This window comes from Mesorhizobium sp. URHB0026 (genome assembly GCF_054059755.1).
Genome location: NZ_JBSSCN010000001.1, coordinates 2,386,862 through 2,411,227, shown reverse-complemented (window position 1 = coordinate 2,411,227; position 24,366 = coordinate 2,386,862). Strand labels below are relative to the sequence as shown.

Here is a 24,366-nt window from a genome sequence, read left to right as displayed (position 1 = left end):
CTTACGGGCGCCGGAACCCTGTCGGCCCACCATAGAGATAACCGATGCGGGCGATTGCTTCCTTCAGTCCTTCACGCGACACAAGCATGGTGTGGCCATTGGCGTGGATCATGGTTTCGGCGTCGGTCATGATGGCGACATGCCCTTTCCAGAACACCAGGTCACCACGTCGCAGCCCCGAAAAATCAGGGCCCGGTTCGAGCGGCTCGCCGATGCTTACCGCCTGCATGTCGGAATCGCGCAGCACATCCCTGCCCGCCATGCGCATGGCCAGTTGCACCAGGCCTGAGCAATCGATGCCGAAGCCGGAAACACCGCCCCATAGATAGGGCGTGCCCAGAAACATCTCGGCCACGGACACATAGTCGCCGGCCCCTTCGCCGATCGGCTGCAGATGGCCAGCGATCACGGCATCACCGGAGGGCAGCAGTGCATAATGCGTGCCCCGTGTTTCAGCGGCACCCGTCACGGTTACGGTCGATCCCATGGACAATTGTCCGGCAATCGGAAAGCGCAGGTCCGGACCGGGATAGAGGAACGTGCGTGGCACCGAAACGATATGAGTAGACGCATGGTCACGCCAGCCCAGCATGGCATCGGCGACATAGCCGACATAGCCATCGCGTTCGCCCTGGACCCAAGCCCAGCCTTCGGTTTGCTCGAAAACGAGAACATCGTCGCCGAAAAGGAACTGCGTGTTGATGCCAGCGTCGGGCCGCGGCCCCTTGCGCAGATCGGCCACCAAGGCGGCAATGCGCGCCGGTCGGCCGGCGACGAAACGGTCGGCTGTCACCTCGCCTTTCAGCCGCGCATCGGCAAGGTCGGAGCGGAAGGCGTGGAGGCGGGCGTCCCTGGCAGTCAAATCGTCAAATCCGGTCAAATGGAAATCGGTTATATCGGCAGTTCGTGGGCCTTGGCGATGATACCATCTCCGAAGCGCTCGACAAAGAGCGCGCCTTCGACGGTGCGCTTGATCAGGACGTTGCGCTTGTCGAGTTCGTCGCGATGGCGCGACACCAGCTTCAGCGCGCCCATCGTGTCGAGCGCGCGGGTGATCACCGGCTTGGTGACATTGAGGCGGGCGGCAAGCCCGCGCACGGTGTGCGGCGGCGGATCGAGGTAGATGGTGAACAGGATCGCCGTCTGACGCATGGTGAGATCAGGCGCGTCCTCGCGCACCTGCGACAGCATCACTTGCTGCCACAGTCGCAGGGCCTGGCTCGGGCGCATCGCAATCGACATCGCGCCAGCATGACGGCAAATTGTTTCGGTTCCGTTTCAGTTCTCGAAATTGCCGACTTGCTCTCGGCAATCAGCCATAGCGCGTCGAGATGATCCGCTCCAGCGTCCGGATCCCCTGCGCCTCCCCACCGGCCGGGGCATGCGGGCGATCGGCGGGGTTCCAGGCGAAGATGTCGAAATGCGCCCAGCTTGCCGTCTTCTCGACGAAGCGCTTTAGGAACAGCGCCGCGGTGATCGAGCCGGCGAAACCATCTGATGTGACATTGTTGATGTCGGCTATCTTCGACGACAGTTTCGAGTCGTAAGGCCGCCATAACGGCATGCGCCACAGCGGGTCCTCGACCGCCAGCGATGCCGCCGCCAGCTCGGAGGCAAGCGCCTCGTCATCGGTGTAGAAGGGCGGCAGGTCGGGGCCAAGCGCGACGCGGGCGGCGCCGGTCAGCGTCGCCATGTCGATGAGAAGTTGCGGCTCCTCGTCATCGGCCAGCGCCAGTGCGTCCCCCAGCACCAGCCTACCCTCGGCGTCCGTGTTGCCGATCTCGACAGTGATGCCCTTGCGGCTCGCCAGCACGTCGCCCGGGCGGAAAGCGTTGCCGGCGATCGAATTCTCGACCGCGGGGATCAGCACGCGCAGCCGCACGTTGAGCCCGGCGGCCATGATCATCGAGGCCAGGCCCAGCACGTTGGCGGCGCCACCCATGTCCTTCTTCATCAACAGCATGCCTGACGATGGCTTGATGTCGAGGCCGCCCGTGTCGAAGCAGACGCCCTTGCCGACCAGCGTCACCTTCGGCGCACCCTGCTGCCCCCACGTCATGTCGATCAGACGCGGCGCATCGGACGAAGCGCGGCCGACGGCATGGATCATCGGGAAGTTCTGTGCGAGCAGATCGTCGCCCTTGATGACGGAGACTTCGGCCTTGTGAACCCCAGCCACGGTCCGCACCGCCTTCTCCAGATCGTCCGGCCCCATGTCGTTGGTCGGTGTGTTGACCAGGTCGCGCGTCAGGAAAACACCGTCGACGATACGGCGAACGCGCCGCGCATCGACGCCGGCGGGCAATTCGAAGCGCAGCGCCTTGCCCGGTTTCTTGCCGTAGCGGGCAAAGACATAACCGCCGAGCACGATTGCAAGAGCCGCCAATTCCGGCTCCGCAGGCTTGGAGGCAAAATGCCAATCGCCCTCCGGCAAGGTTTTCGCCAGCGCACCGACGGCAAGCGCGCCGTCGCCGTCACCGAGACCGAACATGGCGCCGCCGAGCGCTCCGTTCTCGCCCGGCAGGATCAGCGTCCTGCCGGCCTCGCCGGAAAAGCCGTTTGCCTTGGCCCAAGCGACAATAGACGGCGATAGACCGGCCGTCTCCAGCCCGTCCCTGGCGATCAGATGGATCGGCAGCGGGTTCTTCAGCTTGCTCTCGACCAGTTCAACGGACATCAGATGCTTCTCCTGCCGAGTTTGCGAGTCGGCGTCTTAACCCTCCGTTAGGGTTAACAGAATATTTCTGCTGGAGGGAAGATGGCCACGCAATGGCCACGCATGAATGGAGGCCCAGGTGCCGATGCCGACCGACCGCACGATAGACATCCGGGGAAAACGGCTCATTACCACGGCATTCATGCTGGCGCTTGCGGCGGGCGTTGCCGGTTGCGCGACCGACAAACTGACCACAGGCTCGATCGGACGCACCAGCGGCAAGCCGCTGGAAACGATGTCGGCGGGAGAATTGCACAATGCCACGGCCGCACTTGGCCAATCCTACGCGAGGAACCCCAACGACAAGCGGATAGCGACCAACTTCGCGGCGGCGCTGCAGATGGACGGCGATGCCGACCAGTCGCTCGCCGTGATGCGCAAGCTGGCGATCGCCTACCCCAAGGACCGCGAAGTTCTCGCAGCCTATGGCAAGGCATTGGCGGCCAATGGCCAGTTCGAGGCAGCGCTCGACGCCGTGCGCCGCGCACAAACGCCGGAATACCCCGACTGGAGGCTGGTGTCGGCGGAGGCGGCCATCCTCGATCAGGTCGGCCAGAAGGACGAAGCGCGCCAACTCTACCGCAAGGCCCTCGAACTCAAGCCGAACGAGCCATCGATCCTTTCCAATCTCGGCATGTCCTATGTGCTGGAAGGGGATCTGCGCACGGCCGAGACCTATATGCGCTCTGCCGCCCAGCAGCCGAATGCCGACAGCCGGGTGCGTCAGAACCTGGCGCTCGTTGTCGGGCTGCAGGGTCGCTTCGACGAAGCCGAGAAGATCGCCTCGCAAGAACTTTCCCCCGAACAGGCACAGGCCAACGTCGCCTATCTCAGGCAGATGCTGGCTCAGCAGAACGCCTGGAGCCAGCTTAAGGATCAGGACAAGGCGAAACCGGCGAAAGCCGCCACCAACTGATCGCCGCGCGCGGCGCCCGATCGCGCCAAACGAAAGAGCCGCGCGGCACTTTCCGCGCGGCTCTTTCGTTTGGATTGTGCGGATTCGCCTATTGGGTGCCGTTGCTTTGCGACTGGCCGAAGATGCCGCGCTGGCTGACCTGGATGCCGGCAGGGCCCAGGATGATGGCGAACAGCACCGGCAGGAAGAACAGGATCATCGGCACGGTGAGCTTGGGCGGCAGCGCGGCGGCCTTCTTCTCGGCCGCGTTCATGCGCATGTCTCGGCTTTCCGCGGCAAGCACGCGCAGCGCGTGCGCCACCGGTGTGCCGTAGCGCTCGGCCTGGACGAGCGCCTGCGACACGGACCTGACCGATTCCAGCCCCGTGCGACTTGCCAGGTTCTCGTAAGCCTGCTTGCGTTCCTGCAGATAGGAGAGTTCGGCGTTGGTCAGGATAAATTCTTCCGCCAGGGCCACCGATTGCGCGCCGATCTCGTCGGCGACCTTGCGCAGCGCGGCTTCCACCGACATGCCGGATTCCACGCAGATCAGCATCAGGTCGAGCGCATCCGGCCACGCCAGCTGGATCGACTGCTTGCGCTTGGTCGCGCGGTTGTTGACGTAGAGGACCGGCGCATAGAAGCCGCCATAGGCGACGAGAATGCAGACGAAAAGCCGGATCACCAATGGCTTGTCGGGCAACCCTCCGAGCACGAAAATATATAACAGACCCAGCGCGAAACCGACAAAAGGAAGCACCAGACGGAAGAACAAAAATCGCGTTAGCGGATTTTGCCCGCGAAAGCCGGCGACCTTGAGCTTTTGCAAAGTGGACTCGTCGGCCAATGCACGGCGCAGATCGAGCCGGTCGACAATGTTGCGCATACCGACCGACTGCTGCTCGCGCAGGCCCTTGCGGCGGCGATCGGCCTCGTTCGCAAGCCGCGCGCGCTGCTTGGCGCGAAGCTCGTCACGCTCCAGCGCGACCGACTTCATGCGGGCCTTCAACTGGTTTCCGCCAAGCGCCGGCAGCAGCGTAAAAACGGTTGCGAACACGGCGACAGCGACCAGCATTGCAATCAGGAGGCTGGGATCCGTCAGTGATTTGATGACTTGTTCTGTCATGCGACGGCCCTAGACTTCAAAATTCATCATCTTGCGCATCACGAAGATGCCGATCGACATCCAGACGGCGGAAACACCGAGGATCAGATGGCCGACGCTGGTCGTGAACAGCGGCATCAGGTAGTTGGGACTGGAGAGATAGACGAGAAAGGCAACGATGAAAGGCAAGGCGCCGATGATGGCGGCGGACGCTTTCGCCTCCATCGACAGGGCCGCGACCTTGGCCTTCATCTTCTTGCGGTCGCGCAAAACGCGCGAAAGATTGCCTAACGCTTCGGAGAGATTGCCACCGGCTTGCGACTGGATCTGGATGACGATGCCGAAGAAGCTCGCCTCGGTGCATGGCATGGTTTCGGGCATGCGCAAGGTGGCGTCGGGGATCGACAGGCCCATCTGCTGCGAATCGACGACGCGGCGAAACTCGGTCTTGACCGGTTCAGGGGATTCGTTGGCGATCAGGCGGATGGCATCGTTCAGCGGCAGGCCGGACTTGACCGCCCGCACGATGACGTCGAGCGCGTTTGGAAATTCGTTGAGGAATGACTTGACGCGCCGGCTACGACGAAAAGAAACGAACCAACGCGGCAGGCCAAGCGCTCCGGCGAGCAGCACACCTGGCAAGACAATCATCGGCGCACCGGCCACGAACGCGACCACCGTCAGCGCGAGGCCGCAGATGGCCGAATAGATATAGAAACGTTCGATCGACACCTTCATCCCAGCCTGGCGAAGCTGCGCTTTCAGCGGCGGCTTCTTGACGGCGATGTCCTTGGATTTCTGCTTTTCGTCGAGATCCTTCAGTGAATCCTGCACCGATTTGCGGCGCTTGGCGGCGTCGGCCGCCCGGTCGCGGGTGGCCTTGACGACGGAACGGTCCGTCTCGGCGGCCTTGATCGTTTCCAGCCGCCTGCCGGCCTGTTTCTCATTGCTGATCTGGTTGAACAGAAATACATAGGCGACCGCGCCGGCGCTGAAGCCGGCGAGTACGACAAACGCCAGTACGGTGCCGTCAATTCCAAACATCGACCAGAACCTTCACGCCTGTGAGTGCGTCAGTCAGCACGTTTCTCCATGGCCTCGAGCGCTATTGCGAGGCGCTGCTCTTCGCCGTAGTAGCGCGCGCGTTCCCAGAAATGCGGGCGGCCGATGCCGGTCGACACGTGTTCTCCCAGCAGTCTGCCGTTGGCGTCCTCGCCCTTGATGTTGTAGAGGACGATATCCTGGGTGATGACCACGTCGCCTTCCATTCCGATCACTTCGGTAATATGGGTAATGCGGCGCGACCCGTCGCGCAGGCGTGCCGCCTGGATGATCACGTCGATGGAGCCGACGACGATTTCACGCACGGTTTTCTGCGGCAGCGAATAGCCGCCCATGGCGATCATGGATTCGATACGGTTCAGGCATTCGCGCGGGCTGTTGGAGTGGATCGTGCCCATCGAGCCGTCATGGCCCGTGTTCATCGCCTGAAGCAGGTCGAAGACCTCGGGTCCGCGCACTTCGCCGACGATGATGCGTTCAGGCCGCATGCGCAGGCAATTCTTGACAAGGTCGCGCATCGTCACCTCGCCCTCGCCCTCGAGATTGGGCGGACGCGTTTCCAGGCGCACGACATGCGGCTGCTGCAGCTGTAGTTCGGCCGAGTCCTCACAGGTGATGACGCGCTCGTCGCGGTCGATGTAGTTGGTCAGGCAGTTGAGCAATGTCGTCTTGCCGGAGCCGGTGCCGCCCGAGATGACGATGTTGCAGCGGACACGGCCGATGATCTTGAGAACTTCTGCCCCTTGCGGAGAGATGGCGCCGAACTTGACCAGCTGATCGAGCGTTAGCTTGTCCTTCTTGAATTTGCGGATGGTGAGCGCGGTGCCATCGATGGCCAGCGGCGGCGCGATGACGTTGACGCGCGACCCGTCGGGGAGACGGGCGTCGCAGATCGGGCTGGATTCGTCGACGCGGCGGCCGACCTGGCTGACGATGCGCTGGCAGATATTGAGAAGCTGCTGGTTATCGCGAAATCGAATGCCCGTCTGCTCGACCTTGCCGTTCACTTCGATGTAGACGTTCTTGGACCCGTTGACCATGATGTCGGCGATGTCGTCGCGCGCCAGCAACGGCTCGAGCGGCCCGTAGCCAAGCACGTCATTGCAGATGTCTTCGAGCAGTTCTTCCTGCTCGGCGATGGACATCGCGAAGTTCTTGATCGCGATGATGTCGTTGACGATGTCGCGGATTTCCTCGCGCGCGCTTTCCGGATCGAGCTTGGCGAGTTGCGACAGGTCAATCGTATCGATGAGAGCCGAGAACACCTGGCTCTTTGTGTCATAATAGGTTTCGCTCTTTTCGCGGCCCTTCCTCGGTTCCGGCGCAATGGATGGCGCTTCGACCGCGCGCCTGGCCGGCGGCGCAACAGGTGCGCTCGGCTGAGGCGGGGCCGCGGGCCGTGCAAGAACCGCGGTGTCGGCCGAAACCGCGGCGGCCGGCGCAACCGTAGCCGGTGCCGGCTGGCGAAATTCCGGAGTGAACCGGTTGCCGTCGTCGTTGCCTCTTTTACCGAACATGACCGACTACCGACCCCATTGCGTCACTTCTTGTTGCGCGACAGCTTGCCGAGCAGACTGCCCAGGCCAGCTTTCTTCTTCGCCCGGATTTCGCTGCGGCCCGTCAGCACATGAGCAATCTCGTTGATCGTGGCCACAACCGGGTTCTTGGCATCTATCTCGCCCAGCATCCGCCCGTTGTTTGCGGCATTGCCGAACAGCAGGGGATCAAAGCCGATGACCGACATCGGTGTCAGGCCGAGCGGTTCGACGAAATCGGATGCCGAGATCTCCGGCCGCTTTGGCACGCCGGCCTGATTGATGATCAATTTCGGCGGCGGGTCGTTCGGACGAAGCCGTTTCAACATGTCGACCAGGTTCTTTGTGTTGCGCAGATTGGCCAGTTCCGGCGTCGCCGTGATGACGATCTCGTCAGCCTTGACCAGCGTGTTCTTGGCCCATCCCGTCCAGACATGGGGAACGTCGAGCACAAGCAGCGGCACGCTGCGCTGCGCGGTATCGACAAGCTGCGCGAAGGCATCGGGATCGAAGTCGTAGACGCGGTCCAGCGTCGAGGGCGCCGCAAGCAGCGACAGGTGCTCGGCGCATTGGGTCAACAGCCGGTCGAGATAGACTTCGTCTATGCGCTCGGGCGAGAACACCGCCTCGGCGATGCCCTGGGCCGGATCCTGGTCGAAATTGATGTTGGCGGTGCCGAAGGCGAGATCGAGGTCGGCGACAACGACCTCGGATTTGAACAGCGACGACATTGCCCAGGCGACGTTGTGGGCGATCGTGGAAGAGCCGACGCCGCCCTTGGCGCCGACGAAAGCGACCGTGCGGCCGAGCGGTTCGGCATCCGGATCGACGAAGATCGACGACACGACGCTGACGATGTCGGCCATCGACACCGGCGCGATGACATATTCGGAGATGCCGGAACGGATGAGTTCGCGATAAAGACCGACATCATTGTAGTGACCGATCACCACCACTTTCGAGGATGGATCGCAGTATTCCGAGAGTTGGGCGAGCTGCTCAAGCAATTGCTTGGGTTCGCTGCGCGATTCCAGCAGGATCAGGTTGGGCGTCGGCGCCGACTGGTAGAATTCAATCGCCGTGGCGACGCCGCCCATATGGACCTTGAGATGCGCCTTGGTCATGCGACGGTCCTCGCCGGCGCGCTGGACCGGATTGGCAACGCCCTCGGTCTCGCAGAATGCCTGGATCGAAATGCGCGGAACCGGCCGCAACGTCTGCATCGCGGCGACGTCCTGCGGCGAGGTATCGCCGCCCTCGACGGTGGCGTCATAGGCAAGGCTGCTCATGGTCATGCTCTTTCCGTGGCCTGTTCCTGGCGTCGCTTCTTTCCGAGGGCGGCTTAGTAAGTCACTTCCGAGTTGCCGAGGAATTCATCCGAAATGCCTCTGTCTTGGTAGACGCCGATGGCTTTGCTGCGATTTGCCGCATCAATGGTGGTAGACTTGCGCGGCCCGAGAAGATCGGCCGGATTGGCCATTTGGGCGGCAAGATTGTTCTGATAGGAGCAGCCGAAATCGGCGTAGTGCTTGTTTTCCGACGTTTCCGCCAGGTCATCGGGCCAACGTCCGCATTTGTCGGTCTGTGCCCTCACCGCGATGTAGGATACGCGAACCGGGGCTGAGGCCTCGCTCGATCCGGCCTGATAGGAGACCACGACGATCCGGTTGCGCTTGACACCGGCGGCGACCGCGAGCCGGGCGAAATCGCGACCGGCCGCCGTGGCGGCAAGCTCATTGGCGGATCCGCTTGGAACCTGGATCGTCAATGACGGAGCGGCAGACTTGTCGTAACCGTCGAGGAACCCCAGAAGCGTGTCCCGCTGCGAGCCGGTCATGCCACGGTCGCCGGCGCCGACGGGAAGGTCGATCTTCTGGTTCTTCTCCGCGATGACGATCGGATGATTGGTGCGATAGTCGTCGGGGATGGCGCCCACGGTAATGCTGTCGCGGTGGGCGCAACCGGCCAGCAGAGCCGTCAACGCTGCCGCGAGGATCGGAAGGGCCTGCAGGCCTGTTCGAGAACGGCCGGAGCGCATCGCCATGGTCTTTGCCTTCAATGCTGACTGAGACATGTCCGCTTTCCCGTTCACTTGTAGATGAAGCCGACAACGCCGTGATAGCGGCCGTTGGGCCTGTCGGTCCGCATGGTGCCGTAGACGCGATTGACACGCCCAAGGAACATGCCGGCCCCGTCGCTTGGAGGGTTGAAATTGTCGTCCGGCTTGGCGAGTTCATTGCGCGCCACCGGCTTCACCAGATAGGGCGTGATGATGATGACGAGCTCTGTCTCGTTGCGCACGAAATCCCTGCTGCGGAAGAGCGCGCCGAGCACTGGAATCTTTGTCAGTCCAGGCAAGCCGTTGACGGCTTGCCTGACATCGTCGCGAACAAGGCCGGCGATCATCATGGAGCCGCCGGAGGGCAGTTCCACCGTCGTATCGGCAAGACGCTTGCGCAGAGACAGGACATTCGTGCCGGGACTTGTCACACCCGACGAGAGCGAAACGGACCCTTCGGTGGTCGGCTCGGAAACCGACGTTCTGACTTTCAGGCTGATCCGGCCGGGAGACAGCACCACAGGCTGGAACTCCAGGCCGATGCCATATTCGATCTTCTCGATGCTATAGTTCTTCAGGCCAGTCTGGTTGTCGGTCGATACGTTCGCTGTGACGCCGCTCACCATGTTGTATTCACCGCCGACCTTGAAGGTCGCCTTCTCGCCGGATACCGCAGTCAAGGTGGGCTCGGCCAAGGTCTTCATGACCCCGGACTGCTCCATGGCATTGACATAGGCTTGCAACCCCGAGGCGCCTATATTGAAGCCAGAATTCGACAGCTGCTTGCCGAGTCCGGTGAAATTATCGCTAATCGCTCCATAGCTGATGCCGTTGCTGCCGCCACTGCCGACCATATTGACGCCGAGCTGCTTCATCACGGAGCGGCTGACTTCGGCCACCGTCACCTTCAGCGTGACCTGGTCGTCACCAATGATCTGCAAGAGATTGACGATTTGGCTGACGCGGCGCTGCTGGTCCGGGTTGTTGATGTCGACGCCGCTCTGGGCCGAGCCGCCGGCAGCGGTTTGCGAATATTGTCCCGTCGTCGCTTCACCGCCTGACACAAACATATTCGCCAGCTGTTCGGCACGCTTAGCATCCAATGGGGTATCCACGGTGCCGGTCAGGACAACGTTGTCATTCAACAGTTCCACCTTGACGGCCGAAGTCGGAAGGAAGCGCTTGATATAATCTTCCAGACCGGCGACGTCACGCTCGATGGCAAGGTCGAGGCTGGCGATCTGTTCGCCGTTCGGTCCAAAGACGAAGATGTTGGTTTCGCCGACCGACTTGCCAAATAGATAGATACGCCTTGCGGTGCGGGTCACAGCGTCGGCAACGGAGGGGTTGGCGACAAGAATGTCATAAGCATCGCTCGGCAGGTCTATGACCACCGACTTGTTGAGGCCAAGCTTGACGCGCTGGGTGGCTGTCGTGGCCGACACCTGCGTGCTCTTCGCCTCGACGCCCCGCACATTCGCTCCGACGAGCAGCAGGCCGAATGCCATGGCTACGATTGCCGGCAGTTTAGCGCTTAGCCTCATTTCCTTGCCCCTACCTCGGAGACTTCGCCCGACTTGATCAGCCTCACCGTTCCCCTGCGACCATTGCCGGAAACGAGATAGTCGGCCTCGTCCACATTCTTTTCCTGGGTGTCCGTGATCGCCCGCAGCGCCAGCGTCAGGCGATCCGCCATCTGTTGGGCGACGGTGATGATCTCCGCCTGTTTGGGCGTCAGCTCCAGCGTGGCGGTCTGGCCTACCCTGGTCTTCTTTCCTTCCTCGTCTTCCTGGATGGTCTGATCGATTGCCAGGACGCGTATATTCTTCAGGATGGTCTCGGTGCTGAAGCCTGCCCCGGTGTTGGCATCGGCCCTGCGGGTCATGATGACATCGACGAAATCGTTTGGAAGAATGAAGCCGCCGGCCGAGGTGTCGGCCGATATGGTCGTGGCGACCGCCCGCATGCCGGAAGGCAGGATGGACGACATGAAGCTTTGCCCCTCGCCGATCAACTTGGAGCGCCGGACGGGCTCGCCCGCATACATCGGCACACGGGCAATCGACCCTTTCAGCTTCTCCAGGGCGTCGGGAGCGGTGGCCTTGGTGATGAAATTCGGGTTGATGCCGTCAGCGGGCCAGGATTGCCAGGCGATGCTGTTCTGGAGCGCGTTGCCCATCGCGACATCGCCCGAAAGCACGAGCACGTCCTGCAGGGATACCGCCGGGGCTTGGGGGCCAGAATCGACTACGATCTGAGGCGGCGGAGCGACCATGTTTTTCGCGACATAACCAGCACCGCCCGCCGCGGCCACCGCCACGCTCAGAATAATCAATCGGGATGCTGGCATCTGTCCGAACCCTCGCCATTGGCAAACCACCTAGCCAAGCCGGACTTTGCAGCGGCAATCGTCAAAACAAGGTTAATGCAATGCTTACGATCGTGATTAATTTAACGTTTACATAAATTGGATGGATCGCGCCGAGATGCGCGGAAATGCTGGGCCGCCGCTCCGCAAGGCGGCTTGTAAGGAATGCCAGCCGACGAAAATTTGATAAATTCAGTTCGCCAGCCTTGCCAGCGCCCATACCATCAAGGGGGAATCCGGAAAGGTCAGCAGTCCGCCCAGGCCGAGCGCGATCCCGTAGGGAACACCGGCCGACTCTTCGGCGAAATGACGCAGGAATGGATTGCGGCCGGTGAAAACCGCCAGCGTCGACTTCCGGTAAAGCAGGATCGCGATTGTCAGAAGGCCGCCGATGAATGTCGAGACGACTAGATATTCAACGAGATGCACGTTGAGCCCCATCCACACGGCCGTGGCGGCCAGCAGTTTGGCGTCGCCGCCGCCCATGCCACCCAAGGCGAACAGGCCGAACGTCACGGCTAGGACGATGGCGCCAGCCGAGAAATGTCCGCCATAGGCTGCCCAGTCCATGCCCGTCAGCGGCGCCACCAGCGCGAAGACGACGACAAGCAATACTGGCACGCGATTGGCGATCGTCATCGACAGCATATCGGAGATCGCAGCAAACAGCATGCAGAAGGGGAAGACGACGAAAATCAGGGCTTCAAGCATCGGCGCTGTGCCTATTGTCCGGGTCAACGGGGTTTTAGTCTAGGCATGTTCCGTTAATGATTTATGAGGCCAAGAGCGAAGAGCGGACCGCCACTGACGGCAGGACAGAACAAGGGCCGCCACATGGCGGCCCTTGTTCAGAAGATCTAAGCGACCAGCAATACGGCAGATCAGGTGCCGGTGGTATTCAGGGTCGTTCCGATAGCAGCGAACTTGGCATTGATAGCATTGCCGAGCGCACCGGCGCCGGTGATGATGGCGAGCGCGATGAGAGCGGCGATCAGACCATATTCGATGGCGGTCGCGCCGGATTCGTCCTTCACGAAACGTGCGATGAGATTAGACATTCGAGAGCTCCTACTCCACGTGTTACAGCACTTCCGTCAACTTCTGTGATGGTTGATCGGATGCTGCAAATCTAGGGAGAAGCTCTTTCGATCGGCTTAATAAACAGCCTTACCGATTCCTTTCCCCGCCAGAACATCTTGCGTGGTTAACTCCACACTAAGCGCTGACTAATGTTCTGTTTTGCGGCTCGACGCCGCAAACGGCAAGGGCTTGGGCAGGCTTGCGACGCGTGCACGAGTTTGGTGATGCGCTCGTCCATGCCGACCGCCACATCCGAGCGCAACAAGTCAACTTAACCGTTGGTTCACCAATCTCGTTCATGTTCCGTTGAACAGTCCGCCTGCGTGGAGCGCCTTGATGGCCGTGCCGAGATCGTCGATTCTGATTGCCGTGCTCCTTGCCGCCGCCAGCTTGACCGCGCCCGCCAGGGCCGGCGCCGGGATCGAGGTCACCATGAACCAGGCCAAGATCGTGAAATTGTCGCGCCCCGCCGATACGATCGTCGTGGGCAACCCGGCAATCGCCGACGCCTCCGTCCAGGATGCCTCGACGATCGTGCTCACCGGGAAGGGTTTCGGTGTCACCAATCTCGTCGTTCTTGACCCAGAGGGCAGCCCGATCGTCGACGCACAGGTCACCGTGGTCCGCCAGGCGGCCACGTCGGTTCGCATTTACCGGCGCGCGGAGGTCCAGACCATGTCGTGCACGCCCTATTGCGAAAGCTCCTACAAGAGTGACGCGGAGAAATCGTCCGAAGCCGAGATGAGCGTCACCAAATAAGCCGTGCGGGGGCCACGCCAGCGCCCAGGTTACTGCCTGGTTAAAATGCCTGCGCCGAGTTTAACGATCATTCAAACCGGACCTCAATTGGTTTGCACTAATACACCTGTCAGCACCGTCAGGATGGCAGGAACATCGCATGAGCATGGAATTCGGCTCGACAGATCAACGCAAGATCGAGCGCGCCAGGCCTTTCCACCGCTTCGTGCGCGACCGGCGCGGCGCCACGGCGCTGGAGTTCGCGCTGCTTGCAATGCCGTTCGCGCTTCTCGTCTTCGCCATCCTCGAAAGCTGCATCTCATTTGCCAGCCAGGAGGTGATGGCCAACATTACCGACGATGTCGCGCGCCGGCTGCGCACCGGCCAGTTGAGGGCCGCCGACGTCGCCGGAGACAATTTGAAGAACATGATCTGCGGCAAGCTGGAAATCATCGTCTCGCAGGATTGCCCCAATCAGTTGAGCGTCGATCTTCGCCAATACACAGCATTCGCGGACGCGGCACAGGCCGGCTTCAGGATCCAGGGCGGTAACATCCAGCTGACGAATAGCGGCGCCGATGTGCCCTTTGCCGTCACGGCGGGTGCGGCGGAGTCAAAGAACATGCTGCGGGTCTTCTACAAATGGCCCATCATGACCAACCTGATGGCGCAGTCGATGGGCGGCAACAAAACCCTGCATTTCGCTTCGGTGACCTGGCAGAACGAGCCGTTCGACAATTGAGACCATCAGCGAAGCAACAACTTAAAAAAGGGCAGTGAATATGATGCGTGCGGGGGCACATCAGGGAATTGCTGGGCTCTGGGGCAAATCAATCCAGTTCTGGTCCAATCGTCGTGGCGTCGCGGCGGTCGAGTTCGCGCTTATCGCGCCTGTCCTGCTGGTCATGTATTTCATGACCATGGAGGCTTCGCAGGCCATTGAGACGAGCAAGAAGGTCAGCCGTGTCGGCAGCATGGTCGCCGATCTCGTCACACAACAGCCGACCATCGCCAAAGTGGACCTCGATGCCATCATGAAGATCGGCACCTTGACCCTTCAACCCTATAGCCGCTCCGTGCCGGACATCACCATCACGGCCATACAGGTCACCACGGATCCCACACCGAAGGTGCTGGTGGTGTGGTCGCGCAAGGTGATCAACGGTGTGAATGGCGTCGGAGCGACCGCCGGCACCGCAACCACGGTTCCGGCAAGCCTCAGGGTCCCCGGGACGTTCCTCGTCCGCGTGGAAAGCAATCTGGGCTATTTGCCGATTATCAACTGGCAGCCGGACACCACTCAGAAGCTTGGATTGACCCCATCTCTCACTACGAAGATCCCGATGGGCGAAACCTATTTTCTGCGTCCCCGCAGAAGCGTCACGATCCCTTGCAGCGACTGCTGAAGGACTTTATTGCCGGCCATCCACCGACACCATCCGCACGATTGCCTCCGCCGCCGAATAGTCCTTCGGAACCACGGCCATGAAGCCGCCGGCATGCTTCGGCTCCAGAAGATCGTAGACATCCGGCGTCGTCGATTTGAGATTGGTGAGGAACACCGTCAGCCGACGCTTGGCTTCCGGATCGAGGTCGCCGCGCACCGCATGGGGACCGTATCTCAGCAGACCCGACGTCCACACGACCTGAAGAGCCGACGCCGAAAGGCCTGATGATTCGAGCCTTGCCTGGGTGCCCCCGGGCGGTCGCGGCTGACCGTCGGCCGCTGCCTTCACCCAACCGAACATGGCGTCGGCCTCGCCGTCGACAAGCATGGTTTCAGCCGCCGATGGCGACGGGGCATGGACAAGGAATGGTGCGCCCTCGGCGATCCTGACGTGTTCGGCGGCCAAGCCCGCCAGCGGCAAAAGCGAACCGCCGACGCTGTCCGGCGGCGGCATGGCGATCCGGCGGGTCTCCATGTCAGCCAAGCCGGGCAATTTGCCGTCCCTGGTCAGCAGTACCGAGCGAATGCCGGCCGCACCGTCTGAATCGACCGGAGCCACGAGCGGCTCAATGCATTCGCAGCGTTGCAGCGCCGTGGCGTAGGCGATCGCCGAATAGATGGCGTATTCGATCCGCGCATTGGCCTGTGCCTCGATCAGTGCCGCGTAATCGCGGGCAACGACGAATTCCACCTTCATGCCGAGCGCATCGGTAAAGGCTTGCGTCAGCACGGCCAGCCCCGGAACGGTATTGCCGGCGCCGGGTTCGGCGACGATACCGATGCGAAATGTGCTGATATCGTCGCGCCAGTCCGCCCACGCCGGTCCACCGCAGAACGCACCGTTCACAGCCATGAGGGCAGTCCATGTCTTGAGCGCACCCTTCATGACGGGACCGCCTTGCCTCTTATTTCGTCCATGGGCGCCCAACTGGTCGCGACACCTGATCTTTGTGCCTGTATTGCCGTTTGGTTTCCGAATTGCCAAGGCCGCCGCGGAACCCTATGTCTTGAGGTCCACACTGGCAACAAATGACCCGATGGCGCGTGCATTCCTCTTTGTCCTGGATTCCTTCGGCATCGGCGGCGCGGCCGACGCAGAACGCTATGGCGACGCCGGTGCAAACACGCTGGCGCACATCGCCGAAGCTTGCGCGGAAGGGCGCGCCGATCGCGAAGGGCTTCGTCAGGGACCACTGTTCGTCCCCCATATGGCATCGCTGGGACTTGGCAAGGCGGCCGAGACGGCGACAGGACTGGGTTTTACCCATTTCGGGACGGACCTGCTCGCCAATGCCTTCCATGGCGCGGCGCAGGAGATTTCGAGCGGCAAGGACACGCCTTCCGGCCACTGGGAGATCGCAGGCCTGCCAGTGCGCTTCGACTGGGGTTATTTCCCGGATACGGTTCCCGCCTTTCCGGCCGATCTGACCGAGGCGATCATCCGCGAGGGCAAGGTTTCAGGCATCCTCGGCAATTGCCATGCGCCAGGCACCGAGATCATCGAGCGGTTCGGCGAGGAACATATCCGCACGGGCAAGCCGATCTGCTACACGTCGGTCGATTCCGTCCTGCAGATCGCCGCTCATGAGGCCCATTTCGGCCTGGAGCGGCTCTATGAGTTGTGCCAGGTGGTGCGCCGGCTGGTTGACCCGCTGAGGATCGGACGGGTGATCGCGCGCCCCTTCGTCGGTGAAACATCAGCCACCTTCGAACGAACCTACAACCGCCACGACTACGCCGTGCCGCCGCCCGAACCGACATTGCTCGACCGGCTGACGGCGCGCGGCAGCCGCGTCATCGCCGTTGGCAAGATCGGCGACATCTTCGCCCATCGCGGGGTTTCACAAGTGCGCAAGGCGGCAGGCAACATGGCCATGTTCGACCAGGCGCTGGGCGCCATGGACGAGGCCGGCGACGGTGACCTCGTGTTCGCCAATTTCGTCGATTTCGACACCGAATTCGGCCATCGCCGCGATGTCGCCGGTTATGCCGCCGCACTCGAGGCCTTCGACCGGCGTTTGCCGGAGGCATTTGCGAAGCTGAAGCCGGGCGACCTTCTCATCCTGACCGCCGACCACGGCAACGATCCGACCTGGCGCGGCACCGATCATACGCGCGAACGCATTCCGGTCATCGGCACTGGACCCGGCCTCAAAGGCGGCGACATAGGGCTGAGGGCGACATTCGCCGATATCGGCGAGACGGTTGCCCAACATCTGCGGCTGGCGCGCGGCCGTAACGGCACGTCCTTCCACGCCACGATTGGCGGCCATGCCTGAATTGCCCGAAGTCGAGACGGTCCGGCGCGGCCTGCAGCCGGTCCTGGAAGGTGCCCATCTGGCCAGGGTCGAGATGAGACGACCCGATCTGCGCTTCCCCTTTCCCGAACGGTTCTCGGAGCGGCTGACGGGCAGGACGGTCACGGCGCTTGGCCGGCGCGCCAAATATCTGACCATGCATATGCAGGGCGGTCCGGTTCTGATCTGCCACCTCGGCATGTCGGGCTCCTTTCGCATCGAGACCGGCGACGACGACGAGACACCGGGCGTGTTCCATCATGAGCGTTCCAAGAGCGCGGCGCACGATCATGTCGTGTTCCATGTCGTTTCCGCGGCCGGCGCGCGCTCCCGGGTGATCTTCAACGACCCGCGCCGCTTCGGTTTCATGCTGTTTGCGGAAGAGCCGCCGGAGACGCATCCGATGCTGGACGGACTGGGTGTCGAGCCCACCGGCAATGCGCTGGACGGCGTTCTGCTTGCCTCGCTGCTGAAAGGCCGCAGAGCGCCGCTCAAGGCAGCGCTTCTCGACCAGAGGCTGATCGCCGGCTTAGGAAATATATACGTCTCGGAGGCGCTCTGGCGCGCAGGCCTGTCACCCCTGCGCGAGGCAGGCACCATCGCCAAGCCAGGCAAGAAGGCCAGGGAACAAAGCGAATGCCTCGCCGAGGCAATCCGTTCGGTCATCGCGGACGCCATCGCTGCCGGCGGGTCTTCACTGCGGGACTATATGCACACCGATGGGTCGCTGGGCTATTTCCAGCATTCCTTCGCCGTCTACGACCGCGAGGGTGAGCCTTGCCCCAAGCCCGGCTGCAGCGGCCAGGTCGAACGCATCGTGCAGAGCGGGCGCTCGACCTTCTATTGCCGGACCTGTCAGAGGTAAGCTAGACCGCCGTCGAGCAAGGAGAAGCAAGCCCATGGACCATGAAACGATCATAATCGAGACGCGTGGCAAGGTCGGGCTGATCACGCTGAACCGGCCAAAGGCGCTCAATGCGTTGAATTCCCAGATCCTTGCTGAACTCGTCTCGGCCGTGAACGGTTTCTGCGCCGATCCTGGCATCGGCGCCATGGTTGTTACCGGTTCCGACAAGGCCTTCGCCGCCGGTGCCGACATCAAGGAAATGCAGGCGATCTCCTACGCGGATGCCTACAGCCAGGACTTCTTCGCTGGCTGGGAAGAGTTCACGCGGGCACGAAAGCCGATCATCGCGGCGGTGGCCGGCTATGCCCTGGGAGGCGGCTGCGAACTCGCCATGATGTGCGACTTCATCATAGCCGCCGATACAGCCAAATTCGGCCAGCCCGAGATCACGCTCGGTGTCATTCCCGGCATGGGCGGGTCGCAACGCCTGACCCGGTTCGTCGGCAAATCGAAAGCAATGGACATGTGCCTGACCGGACGGATGATGGATGCCGCCGAGGCCGAACGTTCGGGCCTGGTGTCGCGGGTCGTTCCGGCCGCCGAACTGGTCGAAGAGGCCGTCAAGGCGGCGGCCAAAATCGCGGATTTCTCGCTCCCATCGGTGATGATGGCCAAGGAAGCGGTGAACCGCGCGTATGAGACGACGCTTGCCGAGGGATTGCGATTCGAACGCCGCCTGTTCCACTCGCTTTTCGCGCTCGAAGACCAGAAGGAAGGGATGGCGGCGTTCGCCGAAAAACGGAAGCCGAATTTCACCAACCGGTAGGGCGTGGCGGGCCAGCGTCCGAAACCCGTGGCATCGGCAAAAAGAACGCCAGTCGGCGTTGACGCGCCGGAAAAGCTGAACTATAAGCCGCACCAACCGAGGCGGCCCCGTGGCTGCCCGTTTGTTTTTTGCGCCCTGCGGCACGCCGCGTGCGCCGACCAGATCAGAAGAGAGGCATCATGGCCAACACATCCTCGGCCAAAAAGGCAACGCGCAAGATCGCCCGCCGCGCAGCGATCAACAAGAACCGCCGCTCGCGCGTCCGCACCTACGTCCGCCAGGTCGAGGAGGCACTCGCCTCCGGCGACAAGGCGGCCGCACAGGCCGCCTTCAAGGCAGCCGAGCCGGAATTGATGCGCGCCGCGACCAAGGGCGTGATGCACAAGAACACAGCGTCCCGCAAGGTGTCGCGCCTCGCCCAGCGCCTCAAGGTGCTGTCGGCCTGATATCGACTTTTCAGGAGATCTTCTTCGAACCCGGCCGATCGCGCCGGGTTTTTTCGTTTGCCGGCAAGTACTTAAAAAGAATAACCGCAGACAGCCCCAAGTTCAGGTTCCCGAGTTCGAAATGGTTTGCCGGCACATACATGCCCGCTGATGATCGGCGCGCTTCAAAAGCGCCGACCGAGAAAACTCCGCCCCGCACAAATAGCTGTTTGTTCCCAAGCAGTTAGTGACAGTCATCCACAGCTTGTCCACAGCGCGCCGAAGGGTCAGGAGGACAACTGGCTGTCAAGTGAATTATTTCAGAAAATTTCACGCCGGCCCGGCTTTTTCATATTCGTCGGAAAAGGGTTTGAATCCCAATGGCTTTGTCAAAATATGCCGCCGCGGCATGGCGCTCCAACCCGGCCGAGGTAACCAGATTCCTTAAAAATCCGTTAGACGTGGCCTTGCCCTATCCACAGCGATTTCGGTAATGTCGATCTATCGAACGGGGCGGGCCACTGGCCCTTAACCCAGCCTTACGCGGCCAGCTTAAATTGGCGGGATTTGCGACGTGGATCAAGTCCGCGAACGGGTATGGTTTGCTCTTTTTCGATACGGTAGGGGACTGGCGTAACTAGACACATGGCAGGTAGGACGGCGCGCCGGCGCTCTTTCGCCGGACGGTGTTGTATTGCCCTGACATACCCAACGCGGACTGGCTTCCATGGGCCGGCACCGGTTCCCGCCGGATAGTGGGCGACGCTCATTGCCGGCGGCGGCAATGGGCATCGTAGCGAAGACACGGTCGCCGGAAAAGGATGCAGGAGGCGCATCCCCAGCGAAAAACAGGTACAGAAAGGCAAGGAACTCGATCATGCAGAGCGGCATCGAAAGGGAGCTTACGGGCGACCTCCCATTTCCTGGAACTTTGATCGGAGCAAACGAGATGGCGGTCTCCAGCGACGCGGAACAGAAGTTCGACCGGGTCAAGGCCCAGTTGAAGGCGCGCCTGGGAACCGAAGTCTATTCCAGCTGGTTTGGACGCATGAAGGTCGCGGAAGCGTCCAAGGGCATTGTCCGCATCTCCGTGCCCACCGCCTTCCTGCGCTCGTGGATCAACGGCCACTATCATGATCTCATTTCAGAGCTGTGGAAGCACGAGGATCCCGAGCTTCTCAAGATCGAAATCGTCGTGCGCACCGCAACCCGTCAGGGGCGCGGCCAGCCCGAACCGGAATTGGCGCCGGCCCGCAAGATGACGCGGCAGACGCAGACGGCTCTGGCCGCCGGCACCGTCAGTCCAGGTAGGGTGGAGCGGTCTCCGATGCCGCGTCCGGGCGTGCCGGTCGAGAGCGAGTTCCGCCACAATGTTCTGGGATCACCGCTTGATCCGCGTTACACGTTCGGCTCCTTCATCGAGGGACCGTCGAACCGGGTCGCCTTCGCCGCCGCCAAGGCCGTGGCGGAATCGCAGTCGAGCGCGGTACGCTTCAATCCGCTTTTCCTGCATGCCACCGTCGGGCTCGGCAAGACTCACCTGCTGCAGGCCATCGCGGCGGAATCGCTGAAGCAGAACCCGAAGTCACGCGTGGTCTACCTCACCGCGGAGTATTTCATGTGGCGCTTCGCCACGGCGATCCGCGACAACAACGCACTGACGCTCAAGGAGCAGTTGCGCGACATCGATCTCTTGATCATCGACGACATGCAATTCCTGCAGGGCAAATCGATCCAGCATGAATTCTGTCATCTGATCAACATGCTGCTCGACAGCGCCAAGCAGGTCGTCGTTGCCGCCGACCGTCCACCGTCGGAGCTGGAATCGCTCGAACCGCGGGTCCGTTCGCGTCTCAATGGCGGCGTCGCCCTCGAAATGTCGGCGCCCGATTTCGCCATGCGGCTCGGCATGCTCAAACTGCGTCTGGCCACGGCCAGGATCGACGATGCATCGCTGGGCATTTCCGAAGAGATCCTCAACCACGTTGCCCGGACCGTGACCGGCAGCGGACGTGAACTGGAGGGCGCCTTCAACCAGCTCCTGTTTCGCCAGTCGTTCGAGCCGCAGATCACCATCGATCGCATCGACGAGATCCTCGGCCACATCTATCGCACGGGCGAGCCGAAGCGGGTCCGCATCGAGGACATCCAGCGCATCGTGGCGCGCCACTACAACGTCTCGAAGACGGAATTGCTGTCCAATCGGCGCACGCGCACCATCGTCAAGCCGCGACAGGTCGCCATGTATCTGTCGAAGGTGATGACGCCGCGCTCGCTGCCGGAAATCGGAAGGCGCTTCGGTGGCCGCGATCACACGACGGTGCTGCACGCCGTGCGCAAGATCGAGGACCTTTCCGGCAATGACAACACGCTGGCGCAGGAACTGGAATTGCTGAGAAGGCTGATCAACGACCAGGCCTGACCGGTCAGAAACCGCCCGCTTGCGGGGTTGGCCAGCTTTATCCCCAGAAAGCCCGCGCAACCGGCCCGAACCGGTGGCGCGGGCTTGCGTTCACTGGCTTTTTCCTGTCAGTTTGCGTAGATTCTGAAGCCTGTTCAGAGCTTTCGCGGGGCGCCGGCAGCCGGAGACCCGTTCATTCATTCAAGCGAGCCTGTTTCGTCATGCGTGTTATTCTGGAACGATCAAATCTCCTGAAGTCGCTCAACCACGTGCACCGCGTGGTCGAACGGCGCAACACCATACCGATCCTGTCGAACGTGTTGCTCAGCGCGGACGGCGCCAGCCTCGAAATGAAGGCCACCGACCTCGACCTGGAGGTGACGGAAGCGACGCCCGCCAAGGTCGAGCGCGGCGGGGCGACGACGGTCCCCGCGCACCTGCTCTATGACATCGTGCGAAAGCTCTCGGACGGTGCCGAGGTAATGCTGAAGACGGACGAGGACGGCAACGCCATGACGGTGACGTCGGGCCGCTCGAGCTTCCGCCTGCAGTGCCTGCCGCAATCCGACTTTCCCGAGCTTTCGGCCGGATCCTTCTCGCACATCTTCCGCCTCGATGCGGTGGCGCTGAAGGGTCTGATCGAGAAGACGCAGTTCGCCATCTCCACCGAGGAGACGCGCTACTATCTCAACGGCATCTACCTGCACACGCATGAGGTCGGCGGCAAGCTGAAGCTGCGCTCGGTGGCAACCGACGGCCATCGCCTGGCGCGCGCCGAGATTGACGCGCCGGCTGGCTCCGAGGGCATGCCGGGCATCATCATTCCGCGCAAAACAGTGAGCGAGCTGCAGAAACTGGTCGACGATCCGGATGTCGCCGTGACCACCGAGTTGTCCGACACCAAAATCCGCTTCACCATCGGCAGCGTCGTCCTCACCTCGAAGCTGATCGACGGCACCTTCCCGGACTATCAGCGGGTCATTCCGACCGGCAACGACAAGAAGCTGATCCTCGACCGCCAAAGCTTCGCCGCCGCGGTCGACCGGGTCTCGACCATCTCTTCCGAACGCGGCCGGGCCGTGAAGCTCTCGATCAGCGAAGGCCAGGTGACGCTTGCGGTCAACAATCCGGATTCAGGCAGCGCCACGGAAGAACTGGCGGCCGACTATTCAGCCGACCCGATCGAGATCGGCTTCAACGCCAAATACCTGCTCGATGTCGCCGCGCAATTGACCGGCACGGAGGCCAAATTCATGTTGGCCGATGCCGGTTCGCCGACGCTGATCCACGACATGGCCGACGAGACCGCGCTTTACGTGCTGATGCCGATGCGGGTATAGCCGGCGCGGCGTCGCTGGCAATACGACTAGGCCTTGGTTGCGGCGACTTCTAAAGGCGGATAACGGTTGCCGGCACAAACCCACATAAGTAAGCTCACGCTTACCAATTTTCGCAACTATGCGACCCTTGCGATAGATGTTGCGCCGGGCGCCGTGGTCTTTTCCGGCGACAATGGTGCCGGCAAGACCAATCTCCTCGAAGCGATCTCCTTTTTGACACCGGGACGCGGCTTGCGCCGCGCAGCCTACGGGGATGTGGCCCGTGAGGGTGGCGATGGCGGTTTTGCCCTGCATGCACGGCTCGACGGACCTGAAGGCGAGGTCGAGATCGGCACAGGCATTTCCGGAGGCGACACCGCGGAGAGCGGCAGGCGGGTGCGTATAAATGGAGTCGCGGCGCGGGCCGAGGACATGCTGGAATGGCTGCGTGTGGTGTGGCTGACGCCGGCGATGGATTCGCTGTTCACCGGGCCGGCAGCGGATCGCCGGCGCTTCCTCGACCGGCTGGTTCTGGCGATCGATCCCGGCCATGGCCAGCGCGCACTCGATTACGAGAAGGCGATGCGAGGCCGTAACCGCTTGCTGACGGAAGGCTCGCGGGATGCCAGCTGGTTCGAGGCGATAGAGACGCAGATGGCCGAGACCGGCGTGGCGATAGCGGCCGCGCGCTCCGAGTTGGTGCGCCTGCTGGTGGCCATGATCGACCGGCTGCCCGACACCGGACCGTTTCCGCAGGCCGATATCGGCCTTTCGGGTGAGTTGGAGGCCGAGATTGCCGGTGCACCGGCGGTCGATGTCGAGGAGCGGTTCCGACGGGCGCTTGCCGATGGCCGCGACCGGGACCGCGCCGCCGGACGCACCCTCGAGGGTCCGCACCGCTCGGACCTCATGGTCCGGCACCGGCCCAAGGCAATGCCGGCCGAACTCTGCTCGACCGGCGAACAGAAGGCGTTGCTGGTCGGCATCGTGCTGTCGCATGCCCGGCTGACCGGCGAAATGTCCGGCCTGACGCCGATCCTGCTGCTCGACGAGATCGCGGCGCATCTCGATGGCGGCCGGCGCGCGGCATTGTTCTCGATCCTGGAAGACCTGAACTGCCAGGCTTTCATGACGGGCACCGATGCGGCGCTGTTTTCCAGCCTGCATGGCCGCGCGCAGTTCCTGACGGTCGACCATGGCACGGTTGGGCCAACCGAAGACCCCTGACAAGGTTTTTCGACCACTA

24 protein-coding genes are annotated in these 24,366 nt (G+C 62.1%); 11 read left to right on the top strand and 13 right to left on the bottom strand.

Annotated features, from left to right (window positions below; all coding sequences use genetic code 11):
* Window position 1: 1 nt before the first annotated feature.
* The 3 genes from ACVWWD_RS12065 to ACVWWD_RS12055 all read right to left on the bottom strand — a co-directional run bounded on the left by ACVWWD_RS12065 (window position 2) and on the right by ACVWWD_RS12055 (window position 2,677).
* Window positions 2-862, bottom strand: a complete 861-nt coding sequence (locus ACVWWD_RS12065) for a C40 family peptidase (RefSeq protein WP_352549926.1) — start codon at window positions 860-862, stop codon at window positions 2-4.
* Window positions 863-891: 29 nt separating this feature from the next.
* The gene (locus ACVWWD_RS12060) at window positions 892-1,242 is read right to left on the bottom strand and encodes a MarR family winged helix-turn-helix transcriptional regulator (protein WP_015319324.1); all 351 of its coding nucleotides are present in this window, start codon (window positions 1,240-1,242) and stop codon (window positions 892-894) included.
* A 70-nt stretch (window positions 1,243-1,312) separates the two neighbouring features.
* Window positions 1,313-2,677 carry a leucyl aminopeptidase family protein gene (locus ACVWWD_RS12055; protein WP_352549925.1) on the bottom strand — a complete coding sequence of 455 codons (1,365 nt, stop codon included), beginning with the start codon at window positions 2,675-2,677 and terminating at the stop codon, window positions 1,313-1,315.
* 124 nt (window positions 2,678-2,801) lie between these two features.
* Between ACVWWD_RS12055 and ACVWWD_RS12050 the strand changes: the two genes are divergently transcribed.
* Window positions 2,802-3,632: a tetratricopeptide repeat protein gene (locus tag ACVWWD_RS12050; RefSeq protein WP_352549941.1), complete on the top strand. Its 831-nt coding sequence runs from the start codon at window positions 2,802-2,804 to the stop codon at window positions 3,630-3,632.
* A gap of 88 nt (window positions 3,633-3,720) precedes the next feature.
* On the opposite strand, the gene ACVWWD_RS12045 is transcribed toward ACVWWD_RS12050, so the two are convergent.
* The 9 genes from ACVWWD_RS12045 to ACVWWD_RS12005 form a co-directional block, all read right to left on the bottom strand.
* A complete protein-coding gene (locus ACVWWD_RS12045) occupies window positions 3,721-4,737 on the bottom strand; it encodes a type II secretion system F family protein (protein WP_023773019.1) in 1,017 nt (338 codons plus the stop codon).
* A gap of 9 nt (window positions 4,738-4,746) precedes the next feature.
* Window positions 4,747-5,760 (bottom strand): type II secretion system F family protein, encoded by a 1,014-nt coding sequence (locus ACVWWD_RS12040; protein ID WP_352549924.1) that lies wholly within the window; start codon window positions 5,758-5,760, stop codon window positions 4,747-4,749.
* Between the two features lie 29 nt (window positions 5,761-5,789).
* Complete coding sequence (locus ACVWWD_RS12035; protein WP_023783447.1) at window positions 5,790-7,295, bottom strand: CpaF family protein; 1,506 nt, start codon at window positions 7,293-7,295, stop codon at window positions 5,790-5,792.
* A 23-nt stretch (window positions 7,296-7,318) separates the two neighbouring features.
* A complete protein-coding gene (locus ACVWWD_RS12030) occupies window positions 7,319-8,602 on the bottom strand; it encodes an AAA family ATPase (protein ID WP_457103620.1) in 1,284 nt (427 codons plus the stop codon).
* 53 nt (window positions 8,603-8,655) lie between these two features.
* Window positions 8,656-9,387 (bottom strand): CpaD family pilus assembly protein, encoded by a 732-nt coding sequence (locus ACVWWD_RS12025; RefSeq protein ID WP_023773023.1) that lies wholly within the window; start codon window positions 9,385-9,387, stop codon window positions 8,656-8,658.
* Between the two features lie 14 nt (window positions 9,388-9,401).
* Window positions 9,402-10,916, bottom strand: coding sequence for a type II and III secretion system protein family protein (locus ACVWWD_RS12020; protein WP_352549922.1), 1,515 nt, complete (start codon window positions 10,914-10,916; stop codon window positions 9,402-9,404).
* Window positions 10,913-11,722: a Flp pilus assembly protein CpaB gene (gene cpaB / locus ACVWWD_RS12015; protein ID WP_023773025.1), complete on the bottom strand. Its 810-nt coding sequence runs from the start codon at window positions 11,720-11,722 to the stop codon at window positions 10,913-10,915. The genes ACVWWD_RS12020 and cpaB overlap by 4 nt, the downstream gene beginning before the upstream one ends.
* Before the next feature lie 210 nt (window positions 11,723-11,932).
* Window positions 11,933-12,451 carry an A24 family peptidase gene (locus ACVWWD_RS12010; protein ID WP_023773026.1) on the bottom strand — a complete coding sequence of 173 codons (519 nt, stop codon included), beginning with the start codon at window positions 12,449-12,451 and terminating at the stop codon, window positions 11,933-11,935.
* A 170-nt stretch (window positions 12,452-12,621) separates the two neighbouring features.
* Entirely contained in the window at window positions 12,622-12,798 is a 177-nt protein-coding gene (locus tag ACVWWD_RS12005) for a Flp family type IVb pilin (protein ID WP_023773027.1), read from the bottom strand.
* 358 nt (window positions 12,799-13,156) lie between these two features.
* Between ACVWWD_RS12005 and ACVWWD_RS12000 the strand changes: the two genes are divergently transcribed.
* The 3 genes from ACVWWD_RS12000 to ACVWWD_RS11990 all read left to right on the top strand — a co-directional run bounded on the left by ACVWWD_RS12000 (window position 13,157) and on the right by ACVWWD_RS11990 (window position 14,964).
* Window positions 13,157-13,579, top strand: a complete 423-nt coding sequence (locus ACVWWD_RS12000; protein WP_023773028.1) for a pilus assembly protein N-terminal domain-containing protein — start codon at window positions 13,157-13,159, stop codon at window positions 13,577-13,579.
* A 139-nt stretch (window positions 13,580-13,718) separates the two neighbouring features.
* On the top strand, window positions 13,719-14,300 hold the full coding sequence (locus tag ACVWWD_RS11995; RefSeq protein WP_023783444.1) for a TadE/TadG family type IV pilus assembly protein: 582 nt from the start codon (window positions 13,719-13,721) through the stop codon (window positions 14,298-14,300).
* A gap of 40 nt (window positions 14,301-14,340) precedes the next feature.
* Window positions 14,341-14,964, top strand: a complete 624-nt coding sequence (locus tag ACVWWD_RS11990) for a TadE/TadG family type IV pilus assembly protein (protein WP_352549921.1) — start codon at window positions 14,341-14,343, stop codon at window positions 14,962-14,964.
* Between the two features lie 6 nt (window positions 14,965-14,970).
* On the opposite strand, the gene ACVWWD_RS11985 is transcribed toward ACVWWD_RS11990, so the two are convergent.
* Window positions 14,971-15,891: a phosphate/phosphite/phosphonate ABC transporter substrate-binding protein gene (locus tag ACVWWD_RS11985; protein WP_023773031.1), complete on the bottom strand. Its 921-nt coding sequence runs from the start codon at window positions 15,889-15,891 to the stop codon at window positions 14,971-14,973.
* A gap of 151 nt (window positions 15,892-16,042) precedes the next feature.
* Here ACVWWD_RS11985 and ACVWWD_RS11980 point away from each other — a divergent pair, with 151 nt between their 5' ends.
* The 7 genes from ACVWWD_RS11980 (at window position 16,043) to recF (ending at window position 24,347) form a co-directional block, all read left to right on the top strand.
* The gene (locus ACVWWD_RS11980; protein WP_023773032.1) at window positions 16,043-17,284 is read left to right on the top strand and encodes a phosphopentomutase; all 1,242 of its coding nucleotides are present in this window, start codon (window positions 16,043-16,045) and stop codon (window positions 17,282-17,284) included.
* Window positions 17,277-18,167 carry a bifunctional DNA-formamidopyrimidine glycosylase/DNA-(apurinic or apyrimidinic site) lyase gene (mutM, locus tag ACVWWD_RS11975; RefSeq protein ID WP_352549920.1) on the top strand — a complete coding sequence of 297 codons (891 nt, stop codon included), beginning with the start codon at window positions 17,277-17,279 and terminating at the stop codon, window positions 18,165-18,167. The genes ACVWWD_RS11980 and mutM overlap by 8 nt, the downstream gene beginning before the upstream one ends.
* A gap of 34 nt (window positions 18,168-18,201) precedes the next feature.
* Window positions 18,202-18,975, top strand: coding sequence for an enoyl-CoA hydratase (locus ACVWWD_RS11970; RefSeq protein ID WP_023773034.1), 774 nt, complete (start codon window positions 18,202-18,204; stop codon window positions 18,973-18,975).
* Between the two features lie 179 nt (window positions 18,976-19,154).
* Window positions 19,155-19,421 (top strand): 30S ribosomal protein S20, encoded by a 267-nt coding sequence (rpsT, locus tag ACVWWD_RS11965; RefSeq protein WP_015319343.1) that lies wholly within the window; start codon window positions 19,155-19,157, stop codon window positions 19,419-19,421.
* Between the two features lie 856 nt (window positions 19,422-20,277).
* Complete coding sequence (gene dnaA, locus ACVWWD_RS11960; protein ID WP_031241021.1) at window positions 20,278-21,822, top strand: chromosomal replication initiator protein DnaA; 1,545 nt, start codon at window positions 20,278-20,280, stop codon at window positions 21,820-21,822.
* A 200-nt stretch (window positions 21,823-22,022) separates the two neighbouring features.
* On the top strand, window positions 22,023-23,141 hold the full coding sequence (dnaN, locus tag ACVWWD_RS11955) for a DNA polymerase III subunit beta (RefSeq protein ID WP_015313988.1): 1,119 nt from the start codon (window positions 22,023-22,025) through the stop codon (window positions 23,139-23,141).
* A 66-nt stretch (window positions 23,142-23,207) separates the two neighbouring features.
* Window positions 23,208-24,347: a DNA replication/repair protein RecF gene (recF, locus tag ACVWWD_RS11950; RefSeq protein WP_352549919.1), complete on the top strand. Its 1,140-nt coding sequence runs from the start codon at window positions 23,208-23,210 to the stop codon at window positions 24,345-24,347.
* The last annotated feature ends 19 nt before the right edge of the window (window positions 24,348-24,366 follow it).

Coding starts and splice junctions, on each gene's coding strand:
- ACVWWD_RS12060 (WP_015319324.1), bottom strand. CDS start 1,242: ATGTCGATTGCGATGCGCCCGAGCCAGGCCCTGCGACTGTGGCAGCAA.
- ACVWWD_RS11985 (WP_023773031.1), bottom strand. CDS start 15,891: ATGAAGGGTGCGCTCAAGACATGGACTGCCCTCATGGCTGTGAACGGT.
- ACVWWD_RS12035 (WP_023783447.1), bottom strand. CDS start 7,295: ATGTTCGGTAAAAGAGGCAACGACGACGGCAACCGGTTCACTCCGGAA.
- dnaN (WP_015313988.1), top strand. CDS start 22,023: ATGCGTGTTATTCTGGAACGATCAAATCTCCTGAAGTCGCTCAACCAC.
- ACVWWD_RS12045 (WP_023773019.1), bottom strand. CDS start 4,737: ATGACAGAACAAGTCATCAAATCACTGACGGATCCCAGCCTCCTGATT.
- ACVWWD_RS12030 (WP_457103620.1), bottom strand. CDS start 8,602: ATGAGCAGCCTTGCCTATGACGCCACCGTCGAGGGCGGCGATACCTCG.
- ACVWWD_RS11995 (WP_023783444.1), top strand. CDS start 13,719: ATGAGCATGGAATTCGGCTCGACAGATCAACGCAAGATCGAGCGCGCC.
- ACVWWD_RS12040 (WP_352549924.1), bottom strand. CDS start 5,760: ATGTTTGGAATTGACGGCACCGTACTGGCGTTTGTCGTACTCGCCGGC.
- rpsT (WP_015319343.1), top strand. CDS start 19,155: ATGGCCAACACATCCTCGGCCAAAAAGGCAACGCGCAAGATCGCCCGC.
- dnaA (WP_031241021.1), top strand. CDS start 20,278: ATGCAGAGCGGCATCGAAAGGGAGCTTACGGGCGACCTCCCATTTCCT.
- mutM (WP_352549920.1), top strand. CDS start 17,277: ATGCCTGAATTGCCCGAAGTCGAGACGGTCCGGCGCGGCCTGCAGCCG.
- ACVWWD_RS12010 (WP_023773026.1), bottom strand. CDS start 12,451: ATGCTTGAAGCCCTGATTTTCGTCGTCTTCCCCTTCTGCATGCTGTTT.
- cpaB (WP_023773025.1), bottom strand. CDS start 11,722: ATGCCAGCATCCCGATTGATTATTCTGAGCGTGGCGGTGGCCGCGGCG.
- ACVWWD_RS11980 (WP_023773032.1), top strand. CDS start 16,043: ATGGCGCGTGCATTCCTCTTTGTCCTGGATTCCTTCGGCATCGGCGGC.
- ACVWWD_RS11970 (WP_023773034.1), top strand. CDS start 18,202: ATGGACCATGAAACGATCATAATCGAGACGCGTGGCAAGGTCGGGCTG.
- ACVWWD_RS12055 (WP_352549925.1), bottom strand. CDS start 2,677: ATGTCCGTTGAACTGGTCGAGAGCAAGCTGAAGAACCCGCTGCCGATC.
- ACVWWD_RS11990 (WP_352549921.1), top strand. CDS start 14,341: ATGATGCGTGCGGGGGCACATCAGGGAATTGCTGGGCTCTGGGGCAAA.
- ACVWWD_RS12000 (WP_023773028.1), top strand. CDS start 13,157: ATGGCCGTGCCGAGATCGTCGATTCTGATTGCCGTGCTCCTTGCCGCC.
- ACVWWD_RS12025 (WP_023773023.1), bottom strand. CDS start 9,387: ATGTCTCAGTCAGCATTGAAGGCAAAGACCATGGCGATGCGCTCCGGC.
- ACVWWD_RS12050 (WP_352549941.1), top strand. CDS start 2,802: ATGCCGACCGACCGCACGATAGACATCCGGGGAAAACGGCTCATTACC.
- ACVWWD_RS12020 (WP_352549922.1), bottom strand. CDS start 10,916: ATGAGGCTAAGCGCTAAACTGCCGGCAATCGTAGCCATGGCATTCGGC.
- ACVWWD_RS12005 (WP_023773027.1), bottom strand. CDS start 12,798: ATGTCTAATCTCATCGCACGTTTCGTGAAGGACGAATCCGGCGCGACC.